This window comes from Flavobacterium sp. KMS (assembly GCF_000813005.1).
GTDB lineage: Bacteria > Bacteroidota > Bacteroidia > Flavobacteriales > Flavobacteriaceae > Flavobacterium.
This window is the reverse complement of the sequence record NZ_JSYP01000006.1, coordinates 52,448-77,725: the sequence shown is the minus strand read 5'-3', so window position 1 is coordinate 77,725 and position 25,278 is coordinate 52,448. Positions and strand designations below refer to the sequence as shown.

At 32.2% G+C, this 25,278-nt stretch carries 16 protein-coding genes; 5 read left to right on the top strand and 11 right to left on the bottom strand.

Going from position 1 to position 25,278, the window contains the following annotated elements; genetic code table 11:
- Positions 1–5: 5 nt before the first annotated feature.
- From OA93_RS24070 to OA93_RS07995, 4 genes are all read right to left on the bottom strand, one after another.
- Positions 6–1,562 carry a hypothetical protein gene (locus tag OA93_RS24070; protein WP_052259407.1) on the bottom strand — a complete coding sequence of 519 codons (1,557 nt, stop codon included), beginning with the start codon at positions 1,560–1,562 and terminating at the stop codon, positions 6–8.
- 11 nt (positions 1,563–1,573) lie between these two features.
- Positions 1,574–3,049 carry a RagB/SusD family nutrient uptake outer membrane protein gene (locus tag OA93_RS08005; protein WP_039112629.1) on the bottom strand — a complete coding sequence of 492 codons (1,476 nt, stop codon included), beginning with the start codon at positions 3,047–3,049 and terminating at the stop codon, positions 1,574–1,576.
- 10 nt (positions 3,050–3,059) lie between these two features.
- Positions 3,060–6,134: a TonB-dependent receptor gene (locus OA93_RS08000; RefSeq protein WP_039112628.1), complete on the bottom strand. Its 3,075-nt coding sequence runs from the start codon at positions 6,132–6,134 to the stop codon at positions 3,060–3,062.
- A 252-nt stretch (positions 6,135–6,386) separates the two neighbouring features.
- Positions 6,387–9,167: a triple tyrosine motif-containing protein gene (locus OA93_RS07995; protein WP_276203396.1), complete on the bottom strand. Its 2,781-nt coding sequence runs from the start codon at positions 9,165–9,167 to the stop codon at positions 6,387–6,389.
- A gap of 248 nt (positions 9,168–9,415) precedes the next feature.
- On the opposite strand from OA93_RS07995, the gene uvrA reads away from it, so the two are divergent.
- Entirely contained in the window at positions 9,416–12,208 is a 2,793-nt protein-coding gene (uvrA, locus tag OA93_RS07990; RefSeq protein WP_039112626.1) for an excinuclease ABC subunit UvrA, read from the top strand.
- Between the two features lie 7 nt (positions 12,209–12,215).
- Here the strand turns inward: uvrA and OA93_RS07985 are convergent, their stop codons facing one another.
- From OA93_RS07985 to OA93_RS07955, 6 genes are all read right to left on the bottom strand, one after another.
- Positions 12,216–12,515, bottom strand: a complete 300-nt coding sequence (locus OA93_RS07985; RefSeq protein WP_035623094.1) for a hypothetical protein — start codon at positions 12,513–12,515, stop codon at positions 12,216–12,218.
- A 239-nt stretch (positions 12,516–12,754) separates the two neighbouring features.
- Entirely contained in the window at positions 12,755–14,431 is a 1,677-nt protein-coding gene (locus OA93_RS07980) for a mechanosensitive ion channel family protein (protein WP_039112625.1), read from the bottom strand.
- A gap of 83 nt (positions 14,432–14,514) precedes the next feature.
- On the bottom strand, positions 14,515–15,984 hold the full coding sequence (locus OA93_RS07975; protein WP_039112624.1) for an oligosaccharide flippase family protein: 1,470 nt from the start codon (positions 15,982–15,984) through the stop codon (positions 14,515–14,517).
- Between the two features lie 41 nt (positions 15,985–16,025).
- Positions 16,026–17,309 (bottom strand): glycosyltransferase family 4 protein, encoded by a 1,284-nt coding sequence (locus tag OA93_RS07970; protein WP_039112623.1) that lies wholly within the window; start codon positions 17,307–17,309, stop codon positions 16,026–16,028.
- Between the two features lie 345 nt (positions 17,310–17,654).
- Positions 17,655–20,096, bottom strand: coding sequence for a YfhO family protein (locus OA93_RS07960; protein ID WP_039112621.1), 2,442 nt, complete (start codon positions 20,094–20,096; stop codon positions 17,655–17,657).
- Between the two features lie 49 nt (positions 20,097–20,145).
- Complete coding sequence (locus OA93_RS07955) at positions 20,146–20,439, bottom strand: DUF4834 family protein (RefSeq protein WP_039112728.1); 294 nt, start codon at positions 20,437–20,439, stop codon at positions 20,146–20,148.
- 123 nt (positions 20,440–20,562) lie between these two features.
- On the opposite strand from OA93_RS07955, the gene OA93_RS07950 reads away from it, so the two are divergent.
- The 4 genes from OA93_RS07950 (at position 20,563) to OA93_RS07935 (ending at position 24,637) form a co-directional block, all read left to right on the top strand.
- Positions 20,563–21,546: a transporter gene (locus OA93_RS07950; protein ID WP_039112620.1), complete on the top strand. Its 984-nt coding sequence runs from the start codon at positions 20,563–20,565 to the stop codon at positions 21,544–21,546.
- A gap of 108 nt (positions 21,547–21,654) precedes the next feature.
- Positions 21,655–22,863 carry a C10 family peptidase gene (locus tag OA93_RS07945; RefSeq protein WP_039112619.1) on the top strand — a complete coding sequence of 403 codons (1,209 nt, stop codon included), beginning with the start codon at positions 21,655–21,657 and terminating at the stop codon, positions 22,861–22,863.
- 11 nt (positions 22,864–22,874) lie between these two features.
- Positions 22,875–23,345 (top strand): hypothetical protein, encoded by a 471-nt coding sequence (locus OA93_RS07940; RefSeq protein ID WP_039112618.1) that lies wholly within the window; start codon positions 22,875–22,877, stop codon positions 23,343–23,345.
- A gap of 173 nt (positions 23,346–23,518) precedes the next feature.
- Positions 23,519–24,637 (top strand): hypothetical protein, encoded by a 1,119-nt coding sequence (locus OA93_RS07935; RefSeq protein WP_039112617.1) that lies wholly within the window; start codon positions 23,519–23,521, stop codon positions 24,635–24,637.
- A 56-nt stretch (positions 24,638–24,693) separates the two neighbouring features.
- On the opposite strand, the gene OA93_RS07930 is transcribed toward OA93_RS07935, so the two are convergent.
- Positions 24,694–25,161, bottom strand: coding sequence for a hypothetical protein (locus tag OA93_RS07930; protein WP_039112616.1), 468 nt, complete (start codon positions 25,159–25,161; stop codon positions 24,694–24,696).
- Positions 25,162–25,278 lie beyond the last annotated feature (117 nt).

The following is a 25,278-nucleotide window of genomic DNA, read 5'->3' as shown; positions in this document are numbered from 1 at the left end:
TATTTTTAGTTGGATTGTTTTATATCATCAAAATAGTATGTTTTGCCTGTGCCGCTATTTCCAAAATCAAAGAATACTACAATTCTCTGATAATTATTGGCATTTACAATCCCTGCAAAATCAAATGTGAGTTCTTCCCAACCATTTGCAACTGTCGTGGTAGCATCTATCTCTTTATTTATATTCGAGTCTGCCAGATTCTCTAATTTAAATTTCACAATAATTCCAGCCTGTGGTGACCAAACTTTCATTTTTAGTTTTTTAAATGTGGAGAAATTTATCGGAGTATCTAATGCTAATGATGAACCTGCCCAAACTTCGGATCCGTTTCCTTTTGTTAAAGCACTAACCGTTGCTGATGTATTTATCCCCGATTTATCTGGATTTGTAATGACTGCTGAGCTAGCTCCTCCAAAATTTCCGTAAGCATAACTTAATGTAGCCGATTCGAATGTTAATGGCAGCACTAGAGATTCTCCTCCGGAGGTTAACTGAATATCATCATAGTAATAATCGGCTCCTGTTCCTGCATTACCAAAATCGAAGAAAAGAACTACTCGTTGGTATTTATTGGCATTATCTACAGCCGAAAAGTCGAATGTAAGTTCTTCCCAACCATTTGCCACTGCATTAGTAACATCTACTTCGGTATTAATATCTGGATTGGTTAAATTCTCTAATTTCATTTTAACCACAATTCCTGCTTTTGGAGACCAAGCTTTAATTCTGATTTTTTTCAATGTCGAGAAATCAATTGGTTCCCCTAGTTCTAAGAAAGAACCTGCCCAAACTTCTGCGCCCGCTGTTTTGGTTAATTTAGCCACTTTTGCACTTACATTACTGGCATCTACACTAGGATTATTGGCTACAGCGGTAAGTGCTCCTCCAAAATTATTAAATGCATAATTTAATGTAGCCGATTCAAAATCAACTGGTAGCAAAATTGGGTTCGAAATTGTAATAGATTCTGTATGCGTAGTCGTTGCTACTCCTCCGCTTAAAGCGACAACTTTTACTTCATAAGTCCCAACGTTTGCATAAGTGTGCTTAATTGTTTCTCCTTCCATAAAATCAACAGGAACTTCATTTGAGGCTTCGCCAAAATAAACTTGAAAGAAGGTTTCAAAATTGGCTTTTGCGCTTACAGATGCCGATAAATTATCGCCAACTACATGCGCTAATGTTACCTGTAAATTTGTTGGTGCCAAAAACGAAACTGTAAGTGTTTGCGTTATTTCTGTCTTTTTTCCATTAATTCCCATTGCTACAATTTTTGCCTGATATATTCCTTCGGGATATGTATGTGTAGTTGTAGCTCCTGGATTTACAATAACGGGCTGCGTGGCTCCGTGCCCAAAATAAATTTCATATTGTGTAACTCCTTCGCCTTTTGGCAAAAAAGTAACTTTTCCTGAATTATCTTGTGCAATTGTTGTAAGTGCCGATATATTTACTGGCGCTCCTACCGAATCTATATCGACATCGCTGCCACTACTGTCATTAGAACAACCTATTGCGATTGCTAAAACGAACAGACTTATAATAAAATGTAATTTTTTCATGATACTATTTTTTAATATTGAGGATTTTGCTGCCAGTTTCCGTTTGAGAATTGAATCTCTTCGATAGGAACTGGAAATATTTCATTTTTTCCAACCTTAAAACCTACAATTTCTTGTGCTGCTTTTCCTGTACGTACTAAATCGAAAAAGCGAAGTCCTTCTCCAACAAATTCAAATCTTCTTTCTGACCAGATAAAATCTGTTAAGGCTGGTCCTGAAGCCGATATATCATGATTTGTATCTCCAAATGCACGTCTTCTTACTTCGTTTAAGTATGTTCTTGCTTTGGCATCGTCTAATCCTCCTCTGTTATAAGCTTCTGCTGCCATTAACAAAACATCGGCATAACGTATTGCTCTATAATTATTAGGATTTGTTAGGTTTTGATCCCCAATATTAGCATCTCCTTGGCGTGGTAAATATTTACGGTTAAAATATCCTGTGTGTTTATATCCTACTCCATAAGTGGCATTATTGGCTGCAGCCCAAGCAACAATATCCAGGATAGCAACATCTTTACGTTTATCGCCTACCTCAAATGCATCTGCAATTTTTGGAGTTGGTATATTAAAACTATATCCTGAGTCAAAAAATGGTCCTACATAGTTTCTTACTCCGTTAAATCCTACTGCTACGTTACCTTCGCTACATTGTAAACATCCAAAATTTGCTCCTTCGGCATCGCTATATTGTACTTCAAACACAGATTCTCTTCCGTTTTCTCCTGCATTTTCAAAGATTGTATTATAATCTGTCACTAATGAATATTTACCTGATTCGATTACTTTATCTAAAACTTTGGATGCATCCAAATATTTGTTTTGATACAAGTACACTTTTCCTAATAGTGCTTGTGCTGCACCTTTAGTCGCTCTTCCTACCTCTGGAGCATTCGGGTTTAAATTAGAGACTGCGTAAAGCAAATCGGCTTCTATAGAAGCATAAACTTCTGGAACTGATGAACGCGGAATTGTTTTCTCATCATTTAATTTAAATCTCTTGTCTCCGTTTAGCGGAATAGCCCCGAACCATTTTACTAATTCAAAATGATAATAGGCTCTTAAAAAATGAGCTTCGGCCAATATTTGATTTTTCCCTGGGAAGTCTGTTTTGTCTTTAAACTCTAAAATGTAACTTGCTCTATTAACTCCCGCAAACATCCAGTTCCAAACATCTTTTATATTACTATTTACAGCTGTGTGTGTCATATCATCTACTTGCTGGAATCCTATTACATCACTGGCACTTTCTCCTCCCGAAAATGTATTATCTGAGGCTATCTCGCCCAACAAAACATTTACATAAGAGGATTGTAATAAATCGTAGGCTCCAATTAAGGCATTGTAATAATCTGATTCTGAATTAAAATAATTTTCAGAATCTATTGAATATACTGGATCACGCTCGACAAAACTATCTGTACAAGAAATACTTATTGCTCCCAAAAGCACGATTCCTAATCCTATATTTATAATATACTTTTTCATTTTCTTAATTTTAAAAATTTAGATTTAATCCCATTGTATAAATCCTTGGTGTTGGATAAAATCCGTTATCGATTCCTGATCCCACTGACGATTGCGAAACATTATCAGCATTTAATGGTCCTGATAAAGCTGCTGGGTCAAAACCTCTGTACTTGGTAAATGTGTACAAATTGTTTACTCCCATATACAAGCGTAGTTTTGAGATTCCGATTTTATCCGAGAATGCTTTGTTTAATGTATAGCCTAATTGCACGTTTTGGATTCTTAAAAAAGAAGCATCTTCTACATAATAGTCTGAAAAGAGGGTGTTGTTTGTAGCTCCGGTTGTTACTCTAGGAACTGTATTGCTTGTTCCCTCGCCTGTCCATCTTCCTAAAACATAATTAGATTTATTTACATCTGTAAGTGTACGTTCGTAATTTCTAACCATATCATTTCCTATAGATGCATAAGAATAAGCAAGAAAGTCAAGGTTTTTGTAATTAAAAGTCAAATTTAATCCCATGATTACACTTGCAATTGGATCTCCAATGTTGGTTCTGTCTCTACTATCTATTACGCCATCATTATTTAAATCTATATAGCGAATATCTCCTGGAGCTGTTGTAACCGAACCTAAAGCTGCTTGCGATGGATGCGCTGCAATCTCGGCTTGGTTCTGGAAGATTCCATCAGTTTTATATCCATAAAAATAACCTATTGGCTGTCCTTTTTCCATTCTTGACGGAGGTAGCGGTTGCCCTACTCCAAAACTTCCTGCATCGGTATAACCTGTACTATTTGCTACTTCTAAAACTTCATTATTGATCGTTGTTATATTGTATCCGATATTAAAATTAAAACTATCAGATATTTTGTCTTTGTAATTAATAGCAAACTCAAATCCTTTATTTCTTACCGAACCTGCATTCATAGTAGGCGGAGAAGCTCCCGGAGCGTAAACTCCTGTTATTGCCGATACTGGAATTCTTGGGATTAATAAGTTATCTCGTGTATCTATAAAGTAATCTGCTGTAAAGTCTATTTTTTCATTAAATAATCGAAAATCTAATCCCACATCAAACTTTTTGGCTTCTTCCCATTGCAATTTTGAATTTGGTAACGCCCCAATTGCGGTTCCGTTTACTAAAGCTCCATTATATACGTAAGTCGCTTCTCCATCTAACAATCCTGCATAACCATTATTAGGGATTAAGTCGTTTCCTAAAACTCCATAACTTACTCTTAGTTTTAAGAAATTAATGAAACTGTTATCTTTTAAAAATGACTCTTCTGAGACTACCCATCCCCCAGTAAATGACGGAAAGAATGCTACTCTGTTATCTGGTCCAAATTTGGTCGAAGCATCTCTTCTGATTACTCCGCTAAAAAGGTATTTCCCTTTAAAATCATATTCTAAAATTCCAACATAAGAGATTCTTCTTTCATCGTAGTTGTAAGACGAAACATCACGACCTCCAGCCGGGCTTGTTCCTTTAGCCAGATTTATATCGGCATATTGCCATGAATTATTAGGTACATCATAACCTGTTGCTCCAAGTCCTGATCCCCAAGTTTTATAACTTGTTGATACAAAAATTGCTTTGATGTTATGACTGTCAAAAAGTGTCTTTTTATACTCTGCCAAAAAATCATAAGTATAATCATTATCGTTTACTGTGTTTTGAGTAACACTGCTTCGGGAAATATCAAACACTTTTCCTCCATAACTTATTTGCTTTGAAAAGTTTTTCCTAATACTATTTCCTGTATTAAACCCGATACGTGATGTAAGTTTAAACTCTTTGGTTACATCATAAGTAAGACTAACACTTCCGTTCAGTTTTTTTAATTTATAATCATTGTATGTATTCTCTATTTGTGCAAGCGGATTAATAATTTCGACTCCGTAACCTGGTGTACTAGGAACTAATGTATAATTCCCGTTTTGGTCACGAACTGGTAAAGTCGAAGGTGTATTTATAGCATTAAAAAGCACAGAACCCAATCCGTTTTCATTTAATGAATCTCTATCTAGGTAAGTATAAATTATATTGGTTTGTAGTTTTATTTTACTAGATAAATCGACTCCTAAAGACAATCTTGCTGTATTTCTTTTAAAGTCAGATTTAGAACCTCCAATAATACCTTGTTGGCTTAAATCTGATCCGCTAAATGTATATGTGATTTTATCCGAACCTCCTGATATTGATATATCATTATTAATTATAGGAGCTGGATTAAAAATTTCATCTTGCCAATCTGTTCCTTTTCCTAAACCCGAAACATTAGGATAAGGCAATGTTTGTCCGCCATTGGCATAACTTTCGTTTAGTAGTAATGCATATTCTGTAGCATTTAATACCGACATTTTTTTGGTTGTTTCCTGTGTACCAAAAGAGGAATTAAAAGAAACTTTGGTTTTAGAATTCTTTTTACCCGTTTTTGTAGTTACTAAAACAATTCCGTTAGCTCCTAATACTCCATAAATTGCTGCTTGCGCATCTTTAAGAACCGTAATCGACTCGATATCACTAGGATTTAAAATACTTAAATCACCCTGATATCCATCTATAAATACAGTTGCAGCATTATTCCCATTGGTGGCAACACCTCTAATATGTATATCCATAGCTGCTCCCGGAGAACCCGATTGCGCAGTAACACTAACACCTGCAACGGTTCCTTGCAAGGCTTGCTCTACTTTAATAGGATGTAAATCTTCGATAGTTTTACTAGATACAATAGAAACTGCTCCTGTTACATCTCTTTTCTTTTTGCTGCTGTATCCTAATACAACAACTTCATCAAGCGATCTGGCATCATCACTCATCTTTACAGTAATTATACTGCTCGAAACCACAATTTCTTGTGTTCGAAAACCAATATAACTTAAAACAATTGTGGTTCCTTTTGGGATACCTAATAACTTAAAAGATCCGTCAAAATCGGTGGTTGTACTTTGTGACGAACTTTTAACCTTTACATTTACGCCAGGCAATGATAAACCTGAGCCATCGAGTACAGTTCCCTTTACATCAAAGGCTTGCGAAAACGCAAAAGATGTAAACAGTAACAATACCATTAGTAATAATCTAGATTTCATAATTAGTTAGTTTTTATTGAAAGATAAATTTATTCGGATTCACTGATAATAATTCAAAAACAACCTTTACAAAAAACATACAATCACAAAAAAGACTATTTATTTTTAATATAACATAAAAAATTACCAGTATTAATAGTAAATCAGCAATGTTAAATTATGTTAAAATATTAATGTAAATCATAAAAAAACCACAACAATAACGTTAATGTTGTGGTGATGTATAGGTGAAATTTTCTGTTTAGTAGCTTCCTATACAGCAAGAATATACTCGACTAAGCCTTGTTCATGCTGCAAATCCATTTTTTTACGCAAACGGTAACGTTTTATCTCCACGCTTCTTACCGAGATATTTAGTAATGGAGCAATTTCTTTTGACGACAGATTCAATCTCAGGTATGCACAAAGTCGTAAATCATTTGGAGTTAATAAAGGGTGAAGTTGTTTTATCCTTTTCAGGAAATCTTTATCAGCATTGTCAAATGCTTCTTTAAACACGTTCCAGGAATCATCTTCGGTGATATTTTTATTGATGGTCGTAATTACCGATTTTATATTTTTATCCCCGTCTTCCGATGTTTTCTTTAGATCTTCTTTTATAAAAGCCAGCAATTCGTTTTTGCTATTTAAACTCATTGTAGAAACTGCCAATTCTCTGTTTTTACTATCTACATCCTGAGTTAATTGCTCGTTTCGCAACTTCATTAATTGTTGCTCATTTTCAAGCTCTTTAATCTCTAATAACAAGTTGTTTTCTTCTATTAGTTTTTCTTTCTGTTTATGGTAATAATTCCTGTAGGCTTTATTTATAAAATAAGCTACGATTAATGCTAATAACAAATAAATAAAATAAGCTACATTGGTAAGATACCAGGGTTTTAATATCGTAAACGAATATGTTGCTGTATTTTCTAATACTTTATTGGCAAATTTTGCCCTTACCTTAAATGTATAATTTCCTGGCGGAAGGTTTTTAAAATTCACCGCTGGTTTTACACTCCATTCGCTCCAATCATCCTGAAAACCTTCTAGTAAATATTGGTATTCTGAGTTAATGTATTTATTGTATTCAGGAACCGTATAATTAAAAGTTATATTATTCTCGTCAGATTTAAAACTTCCTTCTTCAAGAATAGATTCATTGGCAATTCGTTCATTAAGTTTATTTGTAGTAATGGCAGCAATAGAAACTACATAATTTTTAAAACTCAAATCATCAATATTCAACGTATAATAACCATCTGTTGTACCGATGAGGTAATCTGATTTGGATAACTGTGTAATATTCTCAAATCCTAACATGGAGTTGGTTAACGATGCAGGAATCGGAATAACATTTTGCTTAAGCTCACTTCCTAGTTTACTTGCCGAAAAATAATGAATGTAGTTTTTAGAAAACAACCATATTCTATTCGAATTATCTACAATTAATTTCCCCGAAGTATATTCGTCTTTCTCAAAAACAGAACTTAGCAGTTTGTCTTTCTCAAACTGTTTTGTTGCATTATTAAGCTTAAAAATCCCTCCTTTGTAAGCATAATAAATAGAATTATTAAACTTAATTAAACTCGCATTTTTCCCTTTCTTGGGCGATGCATACGCAAAAAATGTTTTAACTTTTGTTAGTTCATTATCTAGTTGTAACCTAAAAATACCTTTGTACTCATGACTTACATATATCTCCAGATTCTTAGTAATTTCAAAATAGCGTGACGAATAATCAAATCCTATTATTTTATTTCTAAATCCCCACTGATTATTAAGCTTTTCCAGAATCGAAATACCATAATAATTACCTTGCATCAATAAATTACTATGACTCGCGATTGTTTCAAATTTCCAAGTTCCAGACGCCGAGAATATCTTTTTAGCAATATTATTCTCTATAACAAATGTTCCCGAATCGTGTCCACAAAATAAAGTTCCGTCATAGGTAAACAAAGACCAAACCTGACCTTTGGTTCCGCTTATAAACTTAAACTCTTCGGTGCTTTGGTACTTTTTATAAAATAACCCTTGATTTGTTCCTATATATAAAATTCCGTTGTGGGTTGCCGAGGCATAAACCGTTCCCAGAATCCCAGTATCATCGGTAAAACTATGAATGGGCGACTGAAGATTAATACAGTTTATACCGTTATCTAATCCTACCCAAAGATTTTTATCATCATCCTCAAACAATGACAAAGCGGTATTATTACTCAGTCCTTTATTTTGAGAAATATGATACTTGAGCTTGCCTTCTTTCGAGATTATAAAAATCCCATCAGATACCGTTCCAAGTGCAAAACTACCATCCGAAAGCAGCTGACTACTATAAACAAAACTAGCTTCTAATTCATTATCTATCTCTGTATGAACTTTGGTTAAACTATCCCCGATTAGCTTATAAAATCCGCTTAATTGCGTCTGAATTAGCAAACCTTCATCAACAGAGAAAATATTTACTATGGTATTATTTTTTAAAATTGGATTATCCGAAATCAAGACTTTTTTGCCACTTTCTATTTCAAAAAGGCCTTCTTTCATTGTCTGAAAGTAAATCGAAGTATTCGTTCTAAATGACTTAACAACACCATTTTTGGGCGCTATTATCTGAAACTTTTTAGTTTTAGTATCATAAATATAAATTCTGTTTAAGGATTGAAACAGAATCCATTGATCGTATTTTAAGATATTCCAAAACTGTTCGTCGTCAAGAATTTTATTTTTTATAGAATCACTAAGCGAAGTATATTTTAATTTTCCATTTGGTTGTCTTGTCCAAAAACCAAAATTCATATAAAAACCAGTATAAACTTTATCATCGATAACTTTTACAGATCGAATAATCGTTTCGTTAGGAGATGGATATAACTCCCAATTGGTTCCATTAAATTCTAAAAGACCTTCATTATTAGCAAAAAATAAAGAATGTTTTTGATCTTGCGAAATCATCCAACTCTGATTACCTGCTCCGTAAACGCTGGGAGGATACTTAATTATAGGCGGTAATTCCTGAGAATAAACACTACAATATAAAAAAACGAACAAAAGGTAAAATTTCGATTTCAATGGTATCTGTGGTATTAATTTAGTATTAAAACTGCACTAAAATAAATCATTATTAACTGATAAAACACTATTTTGGCAAAAAATGAAATAAAAATACAAATAGTATTTTATTGCACTTATTTAAACTCTAAAACAATAATTATCACATTATTTTAAACAAATTGAGTCCCTATCCTTAACATAACTCAAATGAAAATTGATTACTTTTGTGGAAATTGATTTTTTGTATGCAAATTGACCTTTCTACACTCGACCCAAAGAAAAATATCATCATTAAAGGTGCTCAGGTACATAATTTAAAAAATGTAGATGTTGCCATTCCAAGAAACAAACTTGTTGTTATCACGGGACTTTCGGGTTCTGGAAAATCAAGTTTGGCTTTTGATACTTTGTATGCTGAAGGACAACGTCGTTATGTCGAGAGTTTGTCATCGTATGCACGTCAGTTTTTAGGTCGATTAGATAAACCAAAAGTCGAATACATAAAAGGAATTGCTCCTGCAATTGCTATTGAGCAAAAAGTAAATACTACCAATGCGCGCTCGACTGTAGGAACATCTACAGAGATTTACGATTATGTAAAGTTACTTTTTGCAAGAATTGGTCGTACATACTCTCCTATTTCTGGTCAAGAAGTCAAAAAAAATACAGTTACCGATGTTGTTACCGAAGTAAAAAGCTTCGATTTAGATAGCAAATGGTTACTTCTAGCTCCTATTCATCTTGAAAAAGGAAGAAAACTAGAAGAAAAACTTAATGTTTTATTACAACAAGGTTTTGCTCGTATATTAATCGATAACGAAATGGTTCGTCTTGATGAATTTGCTTCTTCGCTTGACGCGAAAAAGGATCAGGATATATTATTGATTATTGATAGAATCGTTGTAAAAGACGAAGAAGAGTTTTTCAACCGTCTTTCGGATGCTGTTCAAACTGCATTTTTTGAAGGAAAAGGAATTTGTTTTTTACAGGAATTAAACACCAATAAAAGATTCAGCTATTCTAATAATTTTGAGTTAGACGGAATCACATTCTTAGAACCAAATCCGCATTTATTCAGTTTCAATAATCCATACGGGGCTTGCCCTGCTTGCGAAGGATATGGAAATATTATTGGTATCGATGCCGATTTAGTCGTTCCTAATACTTCTTTATCTATTTACGAGAATGCTATTTTCCCATGGCGTGGCGAAAGCATGAGTTGGTTTCGTGATCAGTTGGTAAATAATTCTCATAAATTCGATTTCCCTATACACAAACCTTACTTTCAATTAAGCGAGGAACAAAAAGAGTTAATCTGGAAAGGAAATCAATATTTTGAAGGTTTAAATGATTTCTTCAAAGAACTAGAAGAGAAAAATTATAAAATTCAAAACAGAGTAATGCTTTCGCGTTACCGCGGAAAAACAAAATGCCATGTTTGTAAAGGAAAACGTTTACGAATAGAAGCTTCTTATGTAAAAATAAATGGCAAAACGGTTTCAGATTTAGTCGATTTACCAATTCAGCATTTAGTTACTTTTTTCAACGAAATAGATCTTAACGTTTACGAAAAACAAATTGCAAAACGTTTATTGGTCGAAATTAATAATAGATTATCCTTTTTAACGGAAGTCGGATTATCTTATCTTACTTTAAACCGAAATTCCTCGACTCTTTCTGGTGGAGAATCTCAGCGTATCAATCTGGCAACTTCGCTAGGAAGTAGTTTGGTTGGATCTATGTATATTCTAGATGAGCCTAGTATTGGTTTGCACCCTAAGGATTCTGAACGATTGATAAAAGTATTACTTTCTCTTCGTGATTTAGGTAATACGGTAATTGTTGTAGAACATGATGAAGACATCATGAAAGCTGCCGATATGATCATCGATATTGGTCCTGAAGCAGGAACTTTTGGAGGAGAATTAGTGGCTCAGGGAACGTATGACGAAATATTAAAATCAACTTCTCTAACGGCTAAATATTTAAATGGCGATTTAGAAATTACTGTTCCTAAACAACGCCGTAAATCTAAAAATTTCGTACAGGTTATTGGTGCTCGCGAAAACAACCTTAAGAATATAGATGTTACTTTCCCATTAGATGTTTTAACTGTAATTACGGGAGTTTCTGGTAGCGGAAAAAGTACGCTTGTTAAAAAGATTTTGTTCCCTGCAATTCAGAAAAAACTAGATAATGCAGCCGAAAAAGCAGGTCAATTTACCGAAATAAAAGGTTCTTTCTCGCAAATAAAACATATCGAATATGTCGATCAAAATCCTATCGGAAGAAGTTCGCGTTCTAATCCTGTAACCTACATTAAGGCTTACGATGATATTCGAGAATTATATGCCAAAGAAAAACTTTCAAAAATAAGAGGTTACCAAGCCAAACATTTTTCTTTTAACGTAGATGGTGGAAGATGCGAAACTTGTAAAGGTGAAGGCTCTATTAACGTCGAGATGGTTTTTATGGCAGATGTACAGTTACCATGCGAAACTTGCGGCGGAAAACGCTTCAAGAAAGAAGTATTAGAAATTACTTTTGATGACAAAAACATCAATGACATCTTAACCATGACAATTGATGATGCTATTAGTTTCTTTTCTAAAAACAGCCAAACTAAGATTACTCAAAAATTGCAACCTCTACAAGATGTTGGTTTAGGATATGTACAATTAGGACAATCGTCTTCGACTCTTTCTGGTGGTGAAGCACAACGTATAAAACTAGCCTCGTTCTTGGTAAAAGGAGCGACAAAAGATAAAGCTTTATTTGTTTTTGATGAACCTACAACTGGACTTCATTTTCATGATATCAAGAAATTATTGGCTTCATTTGATGCATTGATAGACAAAGGTCATTCTATAATTGTTATTGAACACAATCTTGACCTTATAAAATGTGCCGACTGGATAATAGATTTAGGTCCAGAAGGTGGAGAAAATGGTGGAGAACTATTGGCCGAAGGAACTCCGGAAGAAATCGTTAAAGTAAAAAAATCTGTAACAGGTATTTATCTAAAAGACAAACTGTAATCTTAAATTATTCGTAGTAACATTTATCTTCAAAAGGAATTCCATCTTCATCGATGGCAACTAATATCTTTTTGTTTTTAGATGATTCTATGGTTAAATATAACCATGCAATAGACCATAATCCGAATGTTAAGCAACAAATCAGGAAATTAAAACTATGATCAACTACTCTCTCCCCTTTTGATAAAACCGCAAAAAGCATTTCATCGTTTCTTTCTTCTAAGATAAAACCGTTATGTATTTTATTTGAAATTATATTCGAAAATACTTGTAGACTTTCTTCTTGTGTAAACTGTGGGCTTTTCATAATCGTTAATTAAAATTATTTTAGCTATTTACTTTAATAATTTATTTGGGGAATTTAGAAAGCAAAATTAGCTCACAATCAGAAACTACACAATACCCACTTTTAGTGATATTACAATTAATTTTTCATCATAAAACACTAAAAAATATTAATTCCACAAGATAGAGTCCCTTATTAAAAGTTTCATTGCGCATAAGGCAATTCACTTTTTTTTAGCTATCTAATTCCTTTTAAACAAATTATAACTTACCATTTATATTAAACGTAGGAGTTTCGTAATTATTACCTAAATAGTCTTCGGGTATTGTCGTTTTATTTCCATCACGCAGCGCTTTATAATGTGGCGACATAATTTCGATACCAGCTTCGTTAAAACTATCCTGAATATTTTGATGTAAGGATGAATAAATTTGAGGTTGTTTCTGAGGTTCTTTGGTATAAGCATTAATTTCATAGGCAACATAAAAATCATCCAAACTTGTTTGCAAAACAAACGGAGCCGGAGTAGTTTCTATAAAATCTGTTTTTGTAGCTGCATTAATTAATGCTTTATGAACATCTCTCCAAGGCACATCGTATCCAATTGTAACTGTAGAATGCATAACCAATCCTCTTGCATCTTCTTTTGTATTTGCCGAATAATTAGTCGATGTACTCGATAAAACAGTTGAATTTGGTATTGTAATATCCTCAAATTTTGGTGTTCTTACACGCGTAACCAAAGCCGTTTTTTCAATTACTTCTCCGCTTACATCTCCTATTTTTATAAAATCTCCTATTTTAAAAGGGCGCATATAGGTTATTACAAGTCCTGCAACCATATTAGCAATTGCATTAGACGATCCTAATGAAAATAAGATTCCCACAAAAACTGAAACTCCTTTAAATATAGGTGAATCTGAACCTGGTAAGTACGGAAAAATAATAACCAACATAAAAGCATACATTAAAAAGCGGATGATATTAAAGGTTGGTTTTGCCCAATCACTATAAAAACCATCTATTTTTATGTTCCCTTTACTAATCTCATCTACAAAAAACTTAATCCCTTTTAAGGTGTATCTAAAAATAAATGCAATTACAAGTATTGTAAACAAATTAGGAAGAAATGCCAGAAAACCCATTACAGCCAATTTTGCAGGCGTAAGAATCCATCGTAATAAAGTTGTTGTATAACCTTCGGTAGCAGGAAAAATACTAAAGAGTATTGGTAAAGATAAATACACAATTAATAACAAAACGAAAACCTTTATAGCTCCTATTAATCGTAATGCCAAAAAGTGTTGCTTTTGCGGACTAAGAATAGTTATCTCATTGTATTTATATCCTGTAAAATACTTTTTTTTATTTCTGGATACATAAAGACTTCCTTTATTAAAAAGTTTGCCTACAAAAAACAATACAAGACCAAGAATTAATATTAGCAGAGCCGTAAATCCAAGTCTTTTTGGTAATAAAGAATAGTTTTCATTCTGGAAAAGAATAGCTCTTTTTATTGCCGTAAAATTACGCTTGGCAACATTGGCAGCAGGCATATTCTCTGATTTCGCATCCGCTTCAAGAATCGACATTATAACAAAATCACTTTCGTAAACAATATCCAAACTTATATCCGAAGGAATAATTTTTAGAGAATCGCTTACAAAAAAAGCATCTTCATAAATCTTTTTTATTTTGTCCGAAATAGCTTTGGCTCTATTCTCGGCAGAAAATGAACCTACTTTATTATAAACATAAAAAAGGGTGTCTTTAAAAGGCGTTACGGGATATCCTTTTAAATTATTTTTAGCAATCGTATCGACAGTATTACTTTGAACGATTTCTTTTTCAGGTTGTTTTTTTGCCTTTTGAGCAAAACTAACTTGTGAAACTAATAGCAACGAAATAAACAGAAAAACAATTACTCTCTTTTTCATATTTGTATGTAATAAAACCACAAGCGGCTATAACAAATATAAAAACAAAATGCATCACTTTTAGTTCGTGACCTTATTTCTTACTAAATTTTAATTCCAAGCTTGCCTATAAACTTATTTATTACTTGATTTATCTCTTTAGAGATGGCAAATTTATAGTTTAAATACACATAAAAAACCGTCACAATAGCAGATTTTAAAGCAATTCCGATTAACGGATAGACTGGAAATTCCCAAAAGTAAAACAATAGAAACAATACCGTTGTAACCAGTAATGAATACAAGTTTTGTTTAGTAAAAGGATACAAATGAAGTTTCTTAACTACAAAAAGTAATTTTGCCAAACTGTATGCTGTAATAGATAGCAACGTTGCAAATGCAGAACCTGTAATACCATAAATCGGTATAAAAATTATATTCAAAACAAAGGTTAAAACAACTAAACCTAATCCTAAGAACAATACCGTTCGGTAATATTTTGTATTAAAAATAATAGCATTATTATTCCCTAAAATAAGATCAAAATATTTAGACAATCCAATCATAAAAACAACAGGAACTCCTCCTCTATATTCCTCAGGAACGATTTCGTATAACTGATTAATATTTACGAAAATACACAACATCACAAATCCACCAACGATCTGTAAGTTAATAGATGTCTTTTTGTACAAATCATTCAACTCATCGTGTTTATCATCGTGCATTAACTTTGCAGTAATAGGATATACAATTTGATGCATGGCACGACTTGGAACCGAGATTACCAAGGCTATATATGTTGCTACCGAATAATAAGCAATATTCTCAATTTTCATATACTGATTAAGCATAAGCTTATCTCCATCCAAAAGCAAATTGGCTACACTTCCTGAAAGGATTATGTAAAACGTATATTCCATTACACTTTTTACATTTGCAGGTATTGTAATCTGAAACTTAGGCTTTTTAATACTAAAAGCATAAAACATCGTTACGATAAAAGCTATAAAATAAATTGCAGCCGTCACATATACAAATTGAATTAAGGTTATCCAATCAAAATATAATCCTACCAAAGCAAGCGTAGAAAATAATCTTAAACCAACTTCTTTGATAAAATTACCAAAAACGGAATGCATATGTACTCTTGCCCAAGCATAAAAAATCTCGAAATAAGCCATACAAATTCCGATAAAAGGAATCAGTAAGATAAACTCTTTTACAACAGGATTTTTCTTTGATACAAAAGCCGTGATATCATCAAAAAAGAAAAGTCCAATTATTCCCAAAGGAATACACATTAAAACAGGAAATAGTGCTGTAAAGGACAAAAACTGCTCTCTCTCTTCTTCTGTTTTATATTGAGAATAAAACTTGACTAATGTATTTTGCATCCCGATAGCAAACAAAGGCATGATAACATTTGCCGCTGAAGTAACGTAATTTGTTAAACCATAATAAGTTTCGCCTAAATAAATCGGATATAAATAAAGCGTGTTTATTGCACCAATACCAAAACCAATATATGTTATAATAGTATTTTTAAAAGACTGATTTAAGACTATGCCCATTGAAGGTATTTATGTTTTTTATTGAAATTTTAAAAAGTATTCTATTTAATCAATTGTGCTAACTGTTTTGTTAGGTTTTTTCTAGAATATTGCTGCAATCCAACTCCGTTTGATTGTAGTTTTCCTTCTAAAAATTGATTATAAAAATCCAAAATTACACTTTTTAATTTCATTTTTTCAGAATAGTCAAAAAACACACCTGTATTTGTCTGAGTTATAATATCTGAGAAGTCAGAACCTTTAGGTCCAATTGCAATTATTGGTCTATTAGAAACCATGTATTCAAACAACTTACCTGGAATAATACTCTTTGTATCTTCTGAGTTTATTTCGATTAACAATAAAACCTGAGATTTTCTTTGATGAGCAATAGCTTCGTTATGCGAAACATAACCTAAATTATTCAGGTAATCATTCAGTTTGAACTTCTCGATTGTTTCTAATACTTCCTGACTAACTGCACCAATTAGTTTTACCTGCAAGTGTTGTTTGAATTCAGGGATTTCCTGCAATAACTCAACCAAACATTCCCATAAAAAAAGAGGGTTTCTTTCGGATAAAAAAGAACCAATATGCGCCAAAGTAAATTTGGTATCTAATGTTTGCTTCTCTACATTTTCTACATCATAACCATTGGTAATAACTTCAATAGGTTTTGTTGTTATTTCCTGAAATTCTGCTTTGGTAGTTTTACTTGTAACAAGAATAGTATCGGCAGTATTTAAAACCTGATGTTCTAATTTCTTATGTTTTTTAGCAGCATAACTTGATAAACGCAATGATTTATGATAACCTATCGTAGTCCATGGATCACGAAAATCGGCAAACCATTTTACGTTTAATTTCTGCTTTAATTCTAAACCAATAAGATGCAAACTATGTGGTGGCCCAGAAGTTACAATCGTATCAATATTATTTTCAACAATATATTTTTCTAAAAAAGAAACCGATGGCTTTACCCATAAAACACGAGCATCAGGAATAAATAAATTACCACGAATCCAAAGGAATGTTTTATCCAGAAAAGATTGCTTTTTCTGATTCGGGATAATTCCAGAAGCTATTTTCTTTGTTTTATTTTTCGAAAAAAATGAAGCTAATTGATAAGGCTCAATAATTTTATTCTTGATAACAATTACCTGATCCGAAACTTCATTCATCAAACCTTCATCAACAATAGGATATGTTGGATTTTCTGGTACATATACAATTGGCTGAACACCAAATTCGGGCAAATATTTTACAAATTTCAACCAACGTTGCACGCCAGGCCCTCCAGCTGGTGGAAAGTAATATGTTATAATTAGGAGTTTCTTTTGTTCCAAGAAAAAAGTGGTTTAATGTTTAAAGTTACAAATTTAACAGTTAATAGAAAAAATACAATTTCATAAAAATTATTTCGAAATAGTTTTCTTAAATATTCTAAATAAAATATAGAATAAAATAAGCCAATTTAAAACAATCCAAAAATTATAAAAAATCCAAACGATCTTATATTTAGTTTCCATACTTGAAAGACTAAAATATTCTCCTTGACTCTCTTCATAAAAGTCATCATATCCCATCATATAAATACCACAGAAAATGAGTATTGCTACATCCAGGAATACAAGAAGAAATACTTTAAGAATTTTTAAAATCATTATTGTCAAGCTAAAATCAAAATCTGATTACTTAACGCCAATCGATTTTTTTCTTTCAAAATAAATTCCTCCGATCAAAAGAACTAGCACACCTATTGAACTAGCAAGTGTAATCATACTACCAGTTTTAACAACTTCTGGCTCAAATTTAAATTCTATTTTATGTTTTCCTTCAGGAACCTCAAGAGCTCTTAACACGTAATCTACAGGAAAATGATTTGTAAGTTTACCATCAATGTAAGCATTCCATCCTTTTTCGTAATAAATCTCAGAGAATACTGCTAAACCATCATTTAAGTTATCCGATGTATATTTAATATAATTTGGTTTATAAACGTCTAATTTTATAGTTCCGCTTGCATCCCATTTTTTCTTTAATCGAGCACTTTTAAATTTAGAACCATGATCATGAATATTAAACACTGCTACATTCTTAGTATCTAAGTGATCCAAAAGTTTCATTTCGGCATCGGCAGTATTTACCAATTTTACATCTTTTACAAACCAAGCATTACCGTTAGTATTTGGGTTTATTGTCGGGAATTCTTGTCCTTCTTTATTTGTTTGGATAATGTATTTTATATTTAACATATCCAATACTTCCATATTATTTTTGGCTATCTGATAGTCAAATAACTGTTGCATTCTTCTTGGTTTTGCAGCATGATATCCACCAATTGATTTATGGAAATAAGAAGCTCTAGCACTTGATAAGTTACCATTTACTTCAAAAACTCTATAATGTGTAGTGTCTTTTAAAATTTGTACATCCGAAGGTGTTTCCTGAAAAGGAACTGCAACTTCTCTTCCGCTTACAAAATCTTTGGCTGAAACATATTTTTTATCAACAAAGAACAAATCAAAAATCATAAAAACACTCACAATAATTAATGCTGCATTTTGAGATAATTTATTCTTAATAAAGAACCATAATACTCCAAAAGTAACTACTATAAAGAATCCAGAACGCAACAAATCTGCTGAGTATAATGTTCTTCTGTCTTCTTTTAATGCATCTACAAAATCAGGTCCGTAATTCTCTAAGAAATAACTATCGCTACCTCCTGAAAAATTAAACATACTCTTGCAGAAAACTAATATTAGTAAAACTCCAATACTAAATACTCCTGTTTGCACCAATCCTTTTTGCTGTAGTTTTGGGTCAATGTCTTTTAGTTTAAAGAAAGATTGTAATCCTATAATTGCAAGAACAGGGAAACATAATTCTAAAATAACCTGTATAGAAGAAACTGCTCTAAACTTATCATACATAGGAACATGATCGATAAAGAAATCAGTTAATATCGGAAAATTTTTACCCCAAGAAAGCACTAAAGCAACCATTGCTCCCGAAAAGAATACATATTTAATTTTTCGGTCATCAATAAACAAAGCCAAAACTGCCAAAAAGAAAACAATAGCACCTATATATGCTGGAGCAGCTACAATAGGCTGATCTCCCCAATACGTTGGCATTGCCGAAACAAAATCCTGAGCTTGACCTTCTGGAACACCTTGTCCAATCATGAATTCGTACATCTTACTATCTGTACCAACATTTTCACTATTAGAACCACCAAATAATCTTGGTGCAATTAAGTTAAAACTTTCAGCAATTCCGTAACTGTATTCTGTAATATAATCACGACTTAATGCGCTTCCGTTTGTATTACTTTTTGAACCATCTGGATTAAATGTTAGTTCACTTTTTCCTCTGGTACTAAAACTAGCATATTCGCTAGTAGCCAATAAATTAGTAGCATTTGCGCCTAAAGCAAAAATACCGGCTACTGCCAAAACTCCAAATGAAATTAAAAGTGGCTTATATTCTTTTTCTTTAATAAAATTGAAAGTATAATATCCTGAAAGAATCAATAAGAATATCAATAAATAATACGTCATCTGGAAGTGGTTAGCATTAATTTCTAACGCTACCGCAAACATGGTGAGCAAACCTCCGAGAATGTATTTTTTCTGGAATACGAGTATAAATCCGGCGATAACCAGTGGCATATACGCAATAGCATGCGCTTTGGCATTATGCCCAACTCCTAGAATAATAATTAAATAAGTAGAGAACCCAAAAGCTAATGCTCCGATAAAAGCCTTAAGCGGGTCGATTCTCAAAACCAATAACAAACCATAAAACCCTAAGAAATATAGAAACAGATAATCTGCCGGACGAGGTAAAAATCGTAAAGCATCATCTATCTGACCTACATAATCATGCGGATAATTAGCTCCTAATTGATACGTTGGCATTCCGCCAAAAGCCGAATTTGTCCAATATGGTTCAGAATGTTCAGTTGCTCTGAAATCATTTTGTTCCTTGGCCATTCCGGCATATTGTGCAATATCCGATTGAAAAATCTGTTTTCCTTGTAATACAGGATAAAAATAAATTAAAGAAACGAGTACAAATCCCAATATAACAAGGGCATGCGGATAAAGCTTATTTATTACTTTCAATTTTGGTGGGTTTGGTTATGGATGAAAATCTATTATTTTGACTACAAACTTAATCTATTTCTTCGTAATCAACGTAATCGCCTACTTTTTTGGTTTCACGAGGATTTTTCGCATTGGCCGTGTCAATTATAACCTCATCATTTGTTCTGGTTTTTTGCCATAAATTATCTTGTGGTTGTCTATATTGTTGTTGCTGTTGTCTCTGAAAGTTTTCACCTGCTTTATCTACTACTTTTTTAACTAAAACTGGCAGAAATAATTTTGCCAAGAATCTAAAAATGTAATAAAAAGCAATCATATAAAAAATCGCTTTTATAAGACCTGAAAAAGATGCTGTTTGCATAATCATATAATTTTTTTCAAAAATAATAAATCCATTCTTCAAAATTAAAATATCAATCTTAAATTAATAATAAAATATAGTACATTTGAAATGCGTTATTACTTTTTAACTAATAAAAATAATATGTTTAAAATCAGAAACTTGATTATTTCCAGCGTTTTTTTAACGCCTTATCTTTTTTTCGGACAACATACCGATGTAATTAATTCAAACCGCCCAGGAGAAACAATGTCTGCTTTTGCTGTAGGAAAATCTGTAATACAAGCTGAAGTTGGTGTTTATGGAATTAATGAAAAACATGACTTATTAAATTATAACGCAAGTGGTTTCGGTACTGATTTAACGCTTCGTTGGGGACTTTTTCGTGAGCAACTAGAGCTTATCGCCGATTTGCAATACCAAATGGAAGATTATAGCACTCCTTTTAATAGTTACAAAAAAAATGATTTTAAGCAAACTATACTTGGAGCTAAATATTTAATCTACGATCCTTTTAAAAACTACGAAAAGAAACCTAATATTTATAGCTGGAAGGCTAATCAAAAATTTAACTGGCATCAATTAATTCCTGCAGTTTCTATTTTTGCAGGAGCTAATTTTACTTTTGCAGGAAATCCGTATGCTTTTTCAAATGAATCTAGCATTTCTCCTAAAATCATGTTGATTACTCAAAACCACTTAGGTGATGGGAAATGGGTTTTTGTAACCAATATCATTGCCGATTATATTACCACCGACTATCCTAGTTATGGATATGTATTAACACTTACAAGAGGTTTTAATGATAAATGGTCTGGTTTTGTCGAAAATCAAGGATACAAAAGCGACTTTTATAGCGATTGTATTATTAGAGGTGGTGCTGCATATTTATTAAACAAAAGCATGCAAATCGACGCTTCTATAAGTACTAATTTTAAAGACACTCCTTCTATTTTTTATGGTGGAGTAGGTTTTTCCTGGCGTTACGATGCAAAATATAAAGAGGTTCAGATGAATTTTACTGATAAAAAAGGCAAAAAAGACAAAAACCCTAAAAAAAGCAAGAAAAAAGAAAAAGAAGAAGATTATCAGTTAATGGAACAAAAGCGTAAAGCTACTTTTGAATAATTTAAATCATAAGAAAAATTTTATACTTTAAGATTTTTATTGTCTAATATTACTTACATTTGATAATTAGCATTATTATCATTTCTATTAATCAATAAAATTCTTATTATGCAAAAAAAATTTAAAGCTAAATTTTTCGCAATTTTAGCAAAATCGACATTCTTATTTTTATTAAGTTTTATTATTTCTTGTGACAAACAAGAAAATACTAATTTAAATTCTACAAGTAATAATAGTATCAATGAAAACATAGCCTTAGATGTTGCTCAGTCGTTTTTAAAAAAAAACAACATTACCAATAAAGGAGTAGACAATCCTAAAATGATTAATACTATTATAGCACATGAAACGAAAAAAAATAAAAAGGCATTTTATGTAATTAACTACAAACAGGGTGGGTTTATCATTATAGCTGCCGATAATAGAGTAACCCCAATACTAGCATTTTCTGACACTGGAAGTTTTTCTTCAGTCCCTACAGAAATTATTCCTCCTATACAGGAATGGATAAAAAGAGGAAAAGAACAAATCCAAAATATTATAGATGATAAACTCCCACAAAGTAAAGAAATTCAACAAGAATGGGAAGCAATTACAGATAACAGTATAGCCGTAAAATCCCCGAATACAACCAATAAAATAGCTCCAGATTCAAGGACAGATTGTCCCGATACAAATATTACAAAAGGCCCCCTTTTAAAAACAACTTGGGATCAATCTTGGGGTTATAACGACTTGGTCCCATATAACTGCCCTAATAATGCTGGAGGAAAAGCTCCTACAGGTTGCGTAGCAACAGCTATGGCACAGGTATTATACTTTTTCAAAAAACCTAATACTTACAATTGGTCAAGTATGCCTCCTAACTACGGTAGTTACAATACCCAACTCTTAATGAAAAATGCAGGTTCATCTGTAAACATGGAGTATGGTTGTGATGGTTCTGGAGCCTACTCGGCAGATATAGCTCCAGCTCTAAAAAATTATTTTGGATATTCTAATGCAACTTATACTACAGACAATAGTGACACCCGTTTAATTACAAGTAATATCGATGCTAACAAACCTGTAATTCTAGGAGGGTATTCTTCTTATGGAAGTGGACATTCGTGGGTTTGTGATGGTTATCAAAGAAATACATATTATCAAAAAGATAGTAATGGAAATTGTACTGGATACGGCGTTACTACATTACAACTTTATATGAATTGGGGATGGGGTGGTAATTATGATGGGTTTTATGATTATAACAATTTTAATCCAGGAAAAGCTTCATACAACAATCAAATTTCTGTAGTATACAATATAACTCCATAAATCAGACTATCATGAAACAATTATTTATTTTAATACTAGTTATTTTTACTTCATGCAATAATGATCGTGAAGCAATAATGTGTACTACATTTTCTAATTCAATTAAGATTAATCTTAAAAATAGTTCTACCGAAAACATTTTGGACTCCGATAAATACCCGATAAACCTCATTTACGCTGATTACTTAGTTAATGACAAAATAATTAGAGCAGAGAGTAATGCTATCAACATCTACAATACTAAAGATAATAATGGTACTCATTTAAATTTTATATTGGGATTAAATAGTTCGCCAGACGAAGAATATCCTATTACCTATTTACATTGGAATAAAACAGAAACGGATACTTTAAAAGCACAATACAGAAGAGAGACAGGAGAATGTAACATCATTATAGTCGAAAAGGTATGGCTAAACGGAACCTTAGTTTTAGACATCCCTCAAGAGCAAATGAACGGTGAAATTACGATAATCAAATAAAAAATGTAATCACGTTACATTCAGCATCAAAGTGCAAATAGATAAAACAATCATTAATAACTAGAAAGCCCATTAATTTGGGCTTTCTATATACAAGAATTTTTTAATTATAGGAAAGATAACTATATTCGTTGTCTCTATTTTAGGAAAACAAACTATACAATACCGTCTTAATGATTACAATACAAGAAGCTAAAACTAAAAAGGAATTAACCGAATTTGTAAAATTTCCTTTCTCTTTATATAAAGACAATAAATATTGGGTTCCACCTATTATTGCTGATGAGTTAGAGACTTTTGATAAAACCAAAAATCCTGCATTCGAAAATGCCGAAGCTACTTTTTATGTAGCCTCTAGAAACAATGAAATTGTAGGACGAATTGCTGCCATAATTAACTGGGATGAAGTTAATGGACAACAAAAAAAGAAAGTCCGTTTTGGTTGGTTTGATGTTATTGATGATATCGAAGTTACCAAAGTTTTACTTGAAAGAGTATATGAATTAGGACGAAAAAACAACCTGGAATATGTTGAGGGTCCAATGGGATTCTCTAATCTGGATAAAGTTGGAGTTTTAACCGAGGGTTTTAACGAAATAGGAACGATGATTACTTGGTACAATCATCCCTATTACGCAACTCATTTTGAACAATTGGGTTATGTGGTAGAAAAAAAATACGACGAAAGTAAATTCCCTTTTGCTAACGTAAAACCAGAGTTTTTTGAAAAGGCGAATGAGTTGGTTAAGAGAAGATACCAATTAAAACCGCTTAACTTTAAGACAACTAAAGAAGTTATGCCTCACGTAGATAAGATGTTTGATTTATTTAATGAATCTTACGCTTCTTTATCTTCATTTGTAGCAATATCGGATGTTCAAAAAGAATACTTCAAGAAAAAATACATCAGTTTTATCAATCCCGAATTTATAAAATTTGTAGAAGATAAAGACCATAACATTGTAGCTTTTAGTATTGTAATGCCATCATTTTCAGAAGCTTTACAGAAAACAAAAGGAAAATTATTCCCGTTTGGATTTCTTCATTTGCTTAAAGCAAAAAAACATAGTAAGGATATGATTTTTTACTTAATTGGCGTGCACCCTGAGTACCAGAACAAGGCTGTAACTGCAATTATCTTCAATGAATATTACCATACTTTTAAAGAAAAAGGAATTGTTAATTGCTATAGAACTCCTGAATTATCAGATAATGTAGCTATCCATAATTTATGGAAACATTTTGATCCTGTAATACACAAGCGAAGAGCTACTTTTCGTAAAGAATTATAATAAAAAATCCATCCCGTTTAGACAGGATGGATTTTTTTTATACTCTCAGTTTCAAACTATTTGCAATCAACCTTTGATAAAGTCATTTTTGAATCAAATTTTAAAAGCTTTTTATCTTTAAATACCAATTTACCATTTGTTTCTATAAGGTCTCCATATCCCTCAATAAAAGTTCCTGCTTTTTTCAGGAAAGCAACTTCTCTTATAGAAGAAACTCCTTCAGATTTAAAAGTATAATCAGCAATAAGTGTATCTCCTTTTATGCTCCCTATTATAGTTCCTTCGTTTTTATCTTTTTGATAAATCTTGTACGTCAATTGCCCATCTACTTCATTATGAGAATTTGTGTTTAAAGTCAGTATGACTGTATCCTTATTAGTTACTGATTGAAAACATTGTTTGCCTACAGATTCTTCGATTTTTGCAGATTCGACCGTACTAGGGATTATTTCTTCTTGTTTCTCTTTTTTACAAGAAACCAATACTAATGTAACGGCTCCTATTATTGCTATTATTTTTTTCATAATTATTCCGTTTAAAAGTTTGAATGTTAAATATAGTACATAATAGCCTTAAACAAAAAAAATCCATTCGCATAACGAATGGATTTTTTTATATAATTCCCATATATTCAATTGAAT

Coding starts and splice junctions, on each gene's coding strand:
- OA93_RS24070 (WP_052259407.1), bottom strand. CDS start 1,562: ATGAAAAAATTACATTTTATTATAAGTCTGTTCGTTTTAGCAATCGCA.
- OA93_RS08005 (WP_039112629.1), bottom strand. CDS start 3,049: ATGAAAAAGTATATTATAAATATAGGATTAGGAATCGTGCTTTTGGGA.
- OA93_RS08000 (WP_039112628.1), bottom strand. CDS start 6,134: ATGAAATCTAGATTATTACTAATGGTATTGTTACTGTTTACATCTTTT.
- uvrA (WP_039112626.1), top strand. CDS start 9,416: ATGCAAATTGACCTTTCTACACTCGACCCAAAGAAAAATATCATCATT.
- OA93_RS07985 (WP_035623094.1), bottom strand. CDS start 12,515: ATGAAAAGCCCACAGTTTACACAAGAAGAAAGTCTACAAGTATTTTCG.
- OA93_RS07980 (WP_039112625.1), bottom strand. CDS start 14,431: ATGAAAAAGAGAGTAATTGTTTTTCTGTTTATTTCGTTGCTATTAGTT.
- OA93_RS07975 (WP_039112624.1), bottom strand. CDS start 15,984: ATGGGCATAGTCTTAAATCAGTCTTTTAAAAATACTATTATAACATAT.
- OA93_RS07955 (WP_039112728.1), bottom strand. CDS start 20,439: ATGCAAACAGCATCTTTTTCAGGTCTTATAAAAGCGATTTTTTATATG.
- OA93_RS07950 (WP_039112620.1), top strand. CDS start 20,563: ATGTTTAAAATCAGAAACTTGATTATTTCCAGCGTTTTTTTAACGCCT.
- OA93_RS07945 (WP_039112619.1), top strand. CDS start 21,655: ATGCAAAAAAAATTTAAAGCTAAATTTTTCGCAATTTTAGCAAAATCG.
- OA93_RS07940 (WP_039112618.1), top strand. CDS start 22,875: ATGAAACAATTATTTATTTTAATACTAGTTATTTTTACTTCATGCAAT.
- OA93_RS07935 (WP_039112617.1), top strand. CDS start 23,519: ATGATTACAATACAAGAAGCTAAAACTAAAAAGGAATTAACCGAATTT.
- OA93_RS07930 (WP_039112616.1), bottom strand. CDS start 25,161: ATGAAAAAAATAATAGCAATAATAGGAGCCGTTACATTAGTATTGGTT.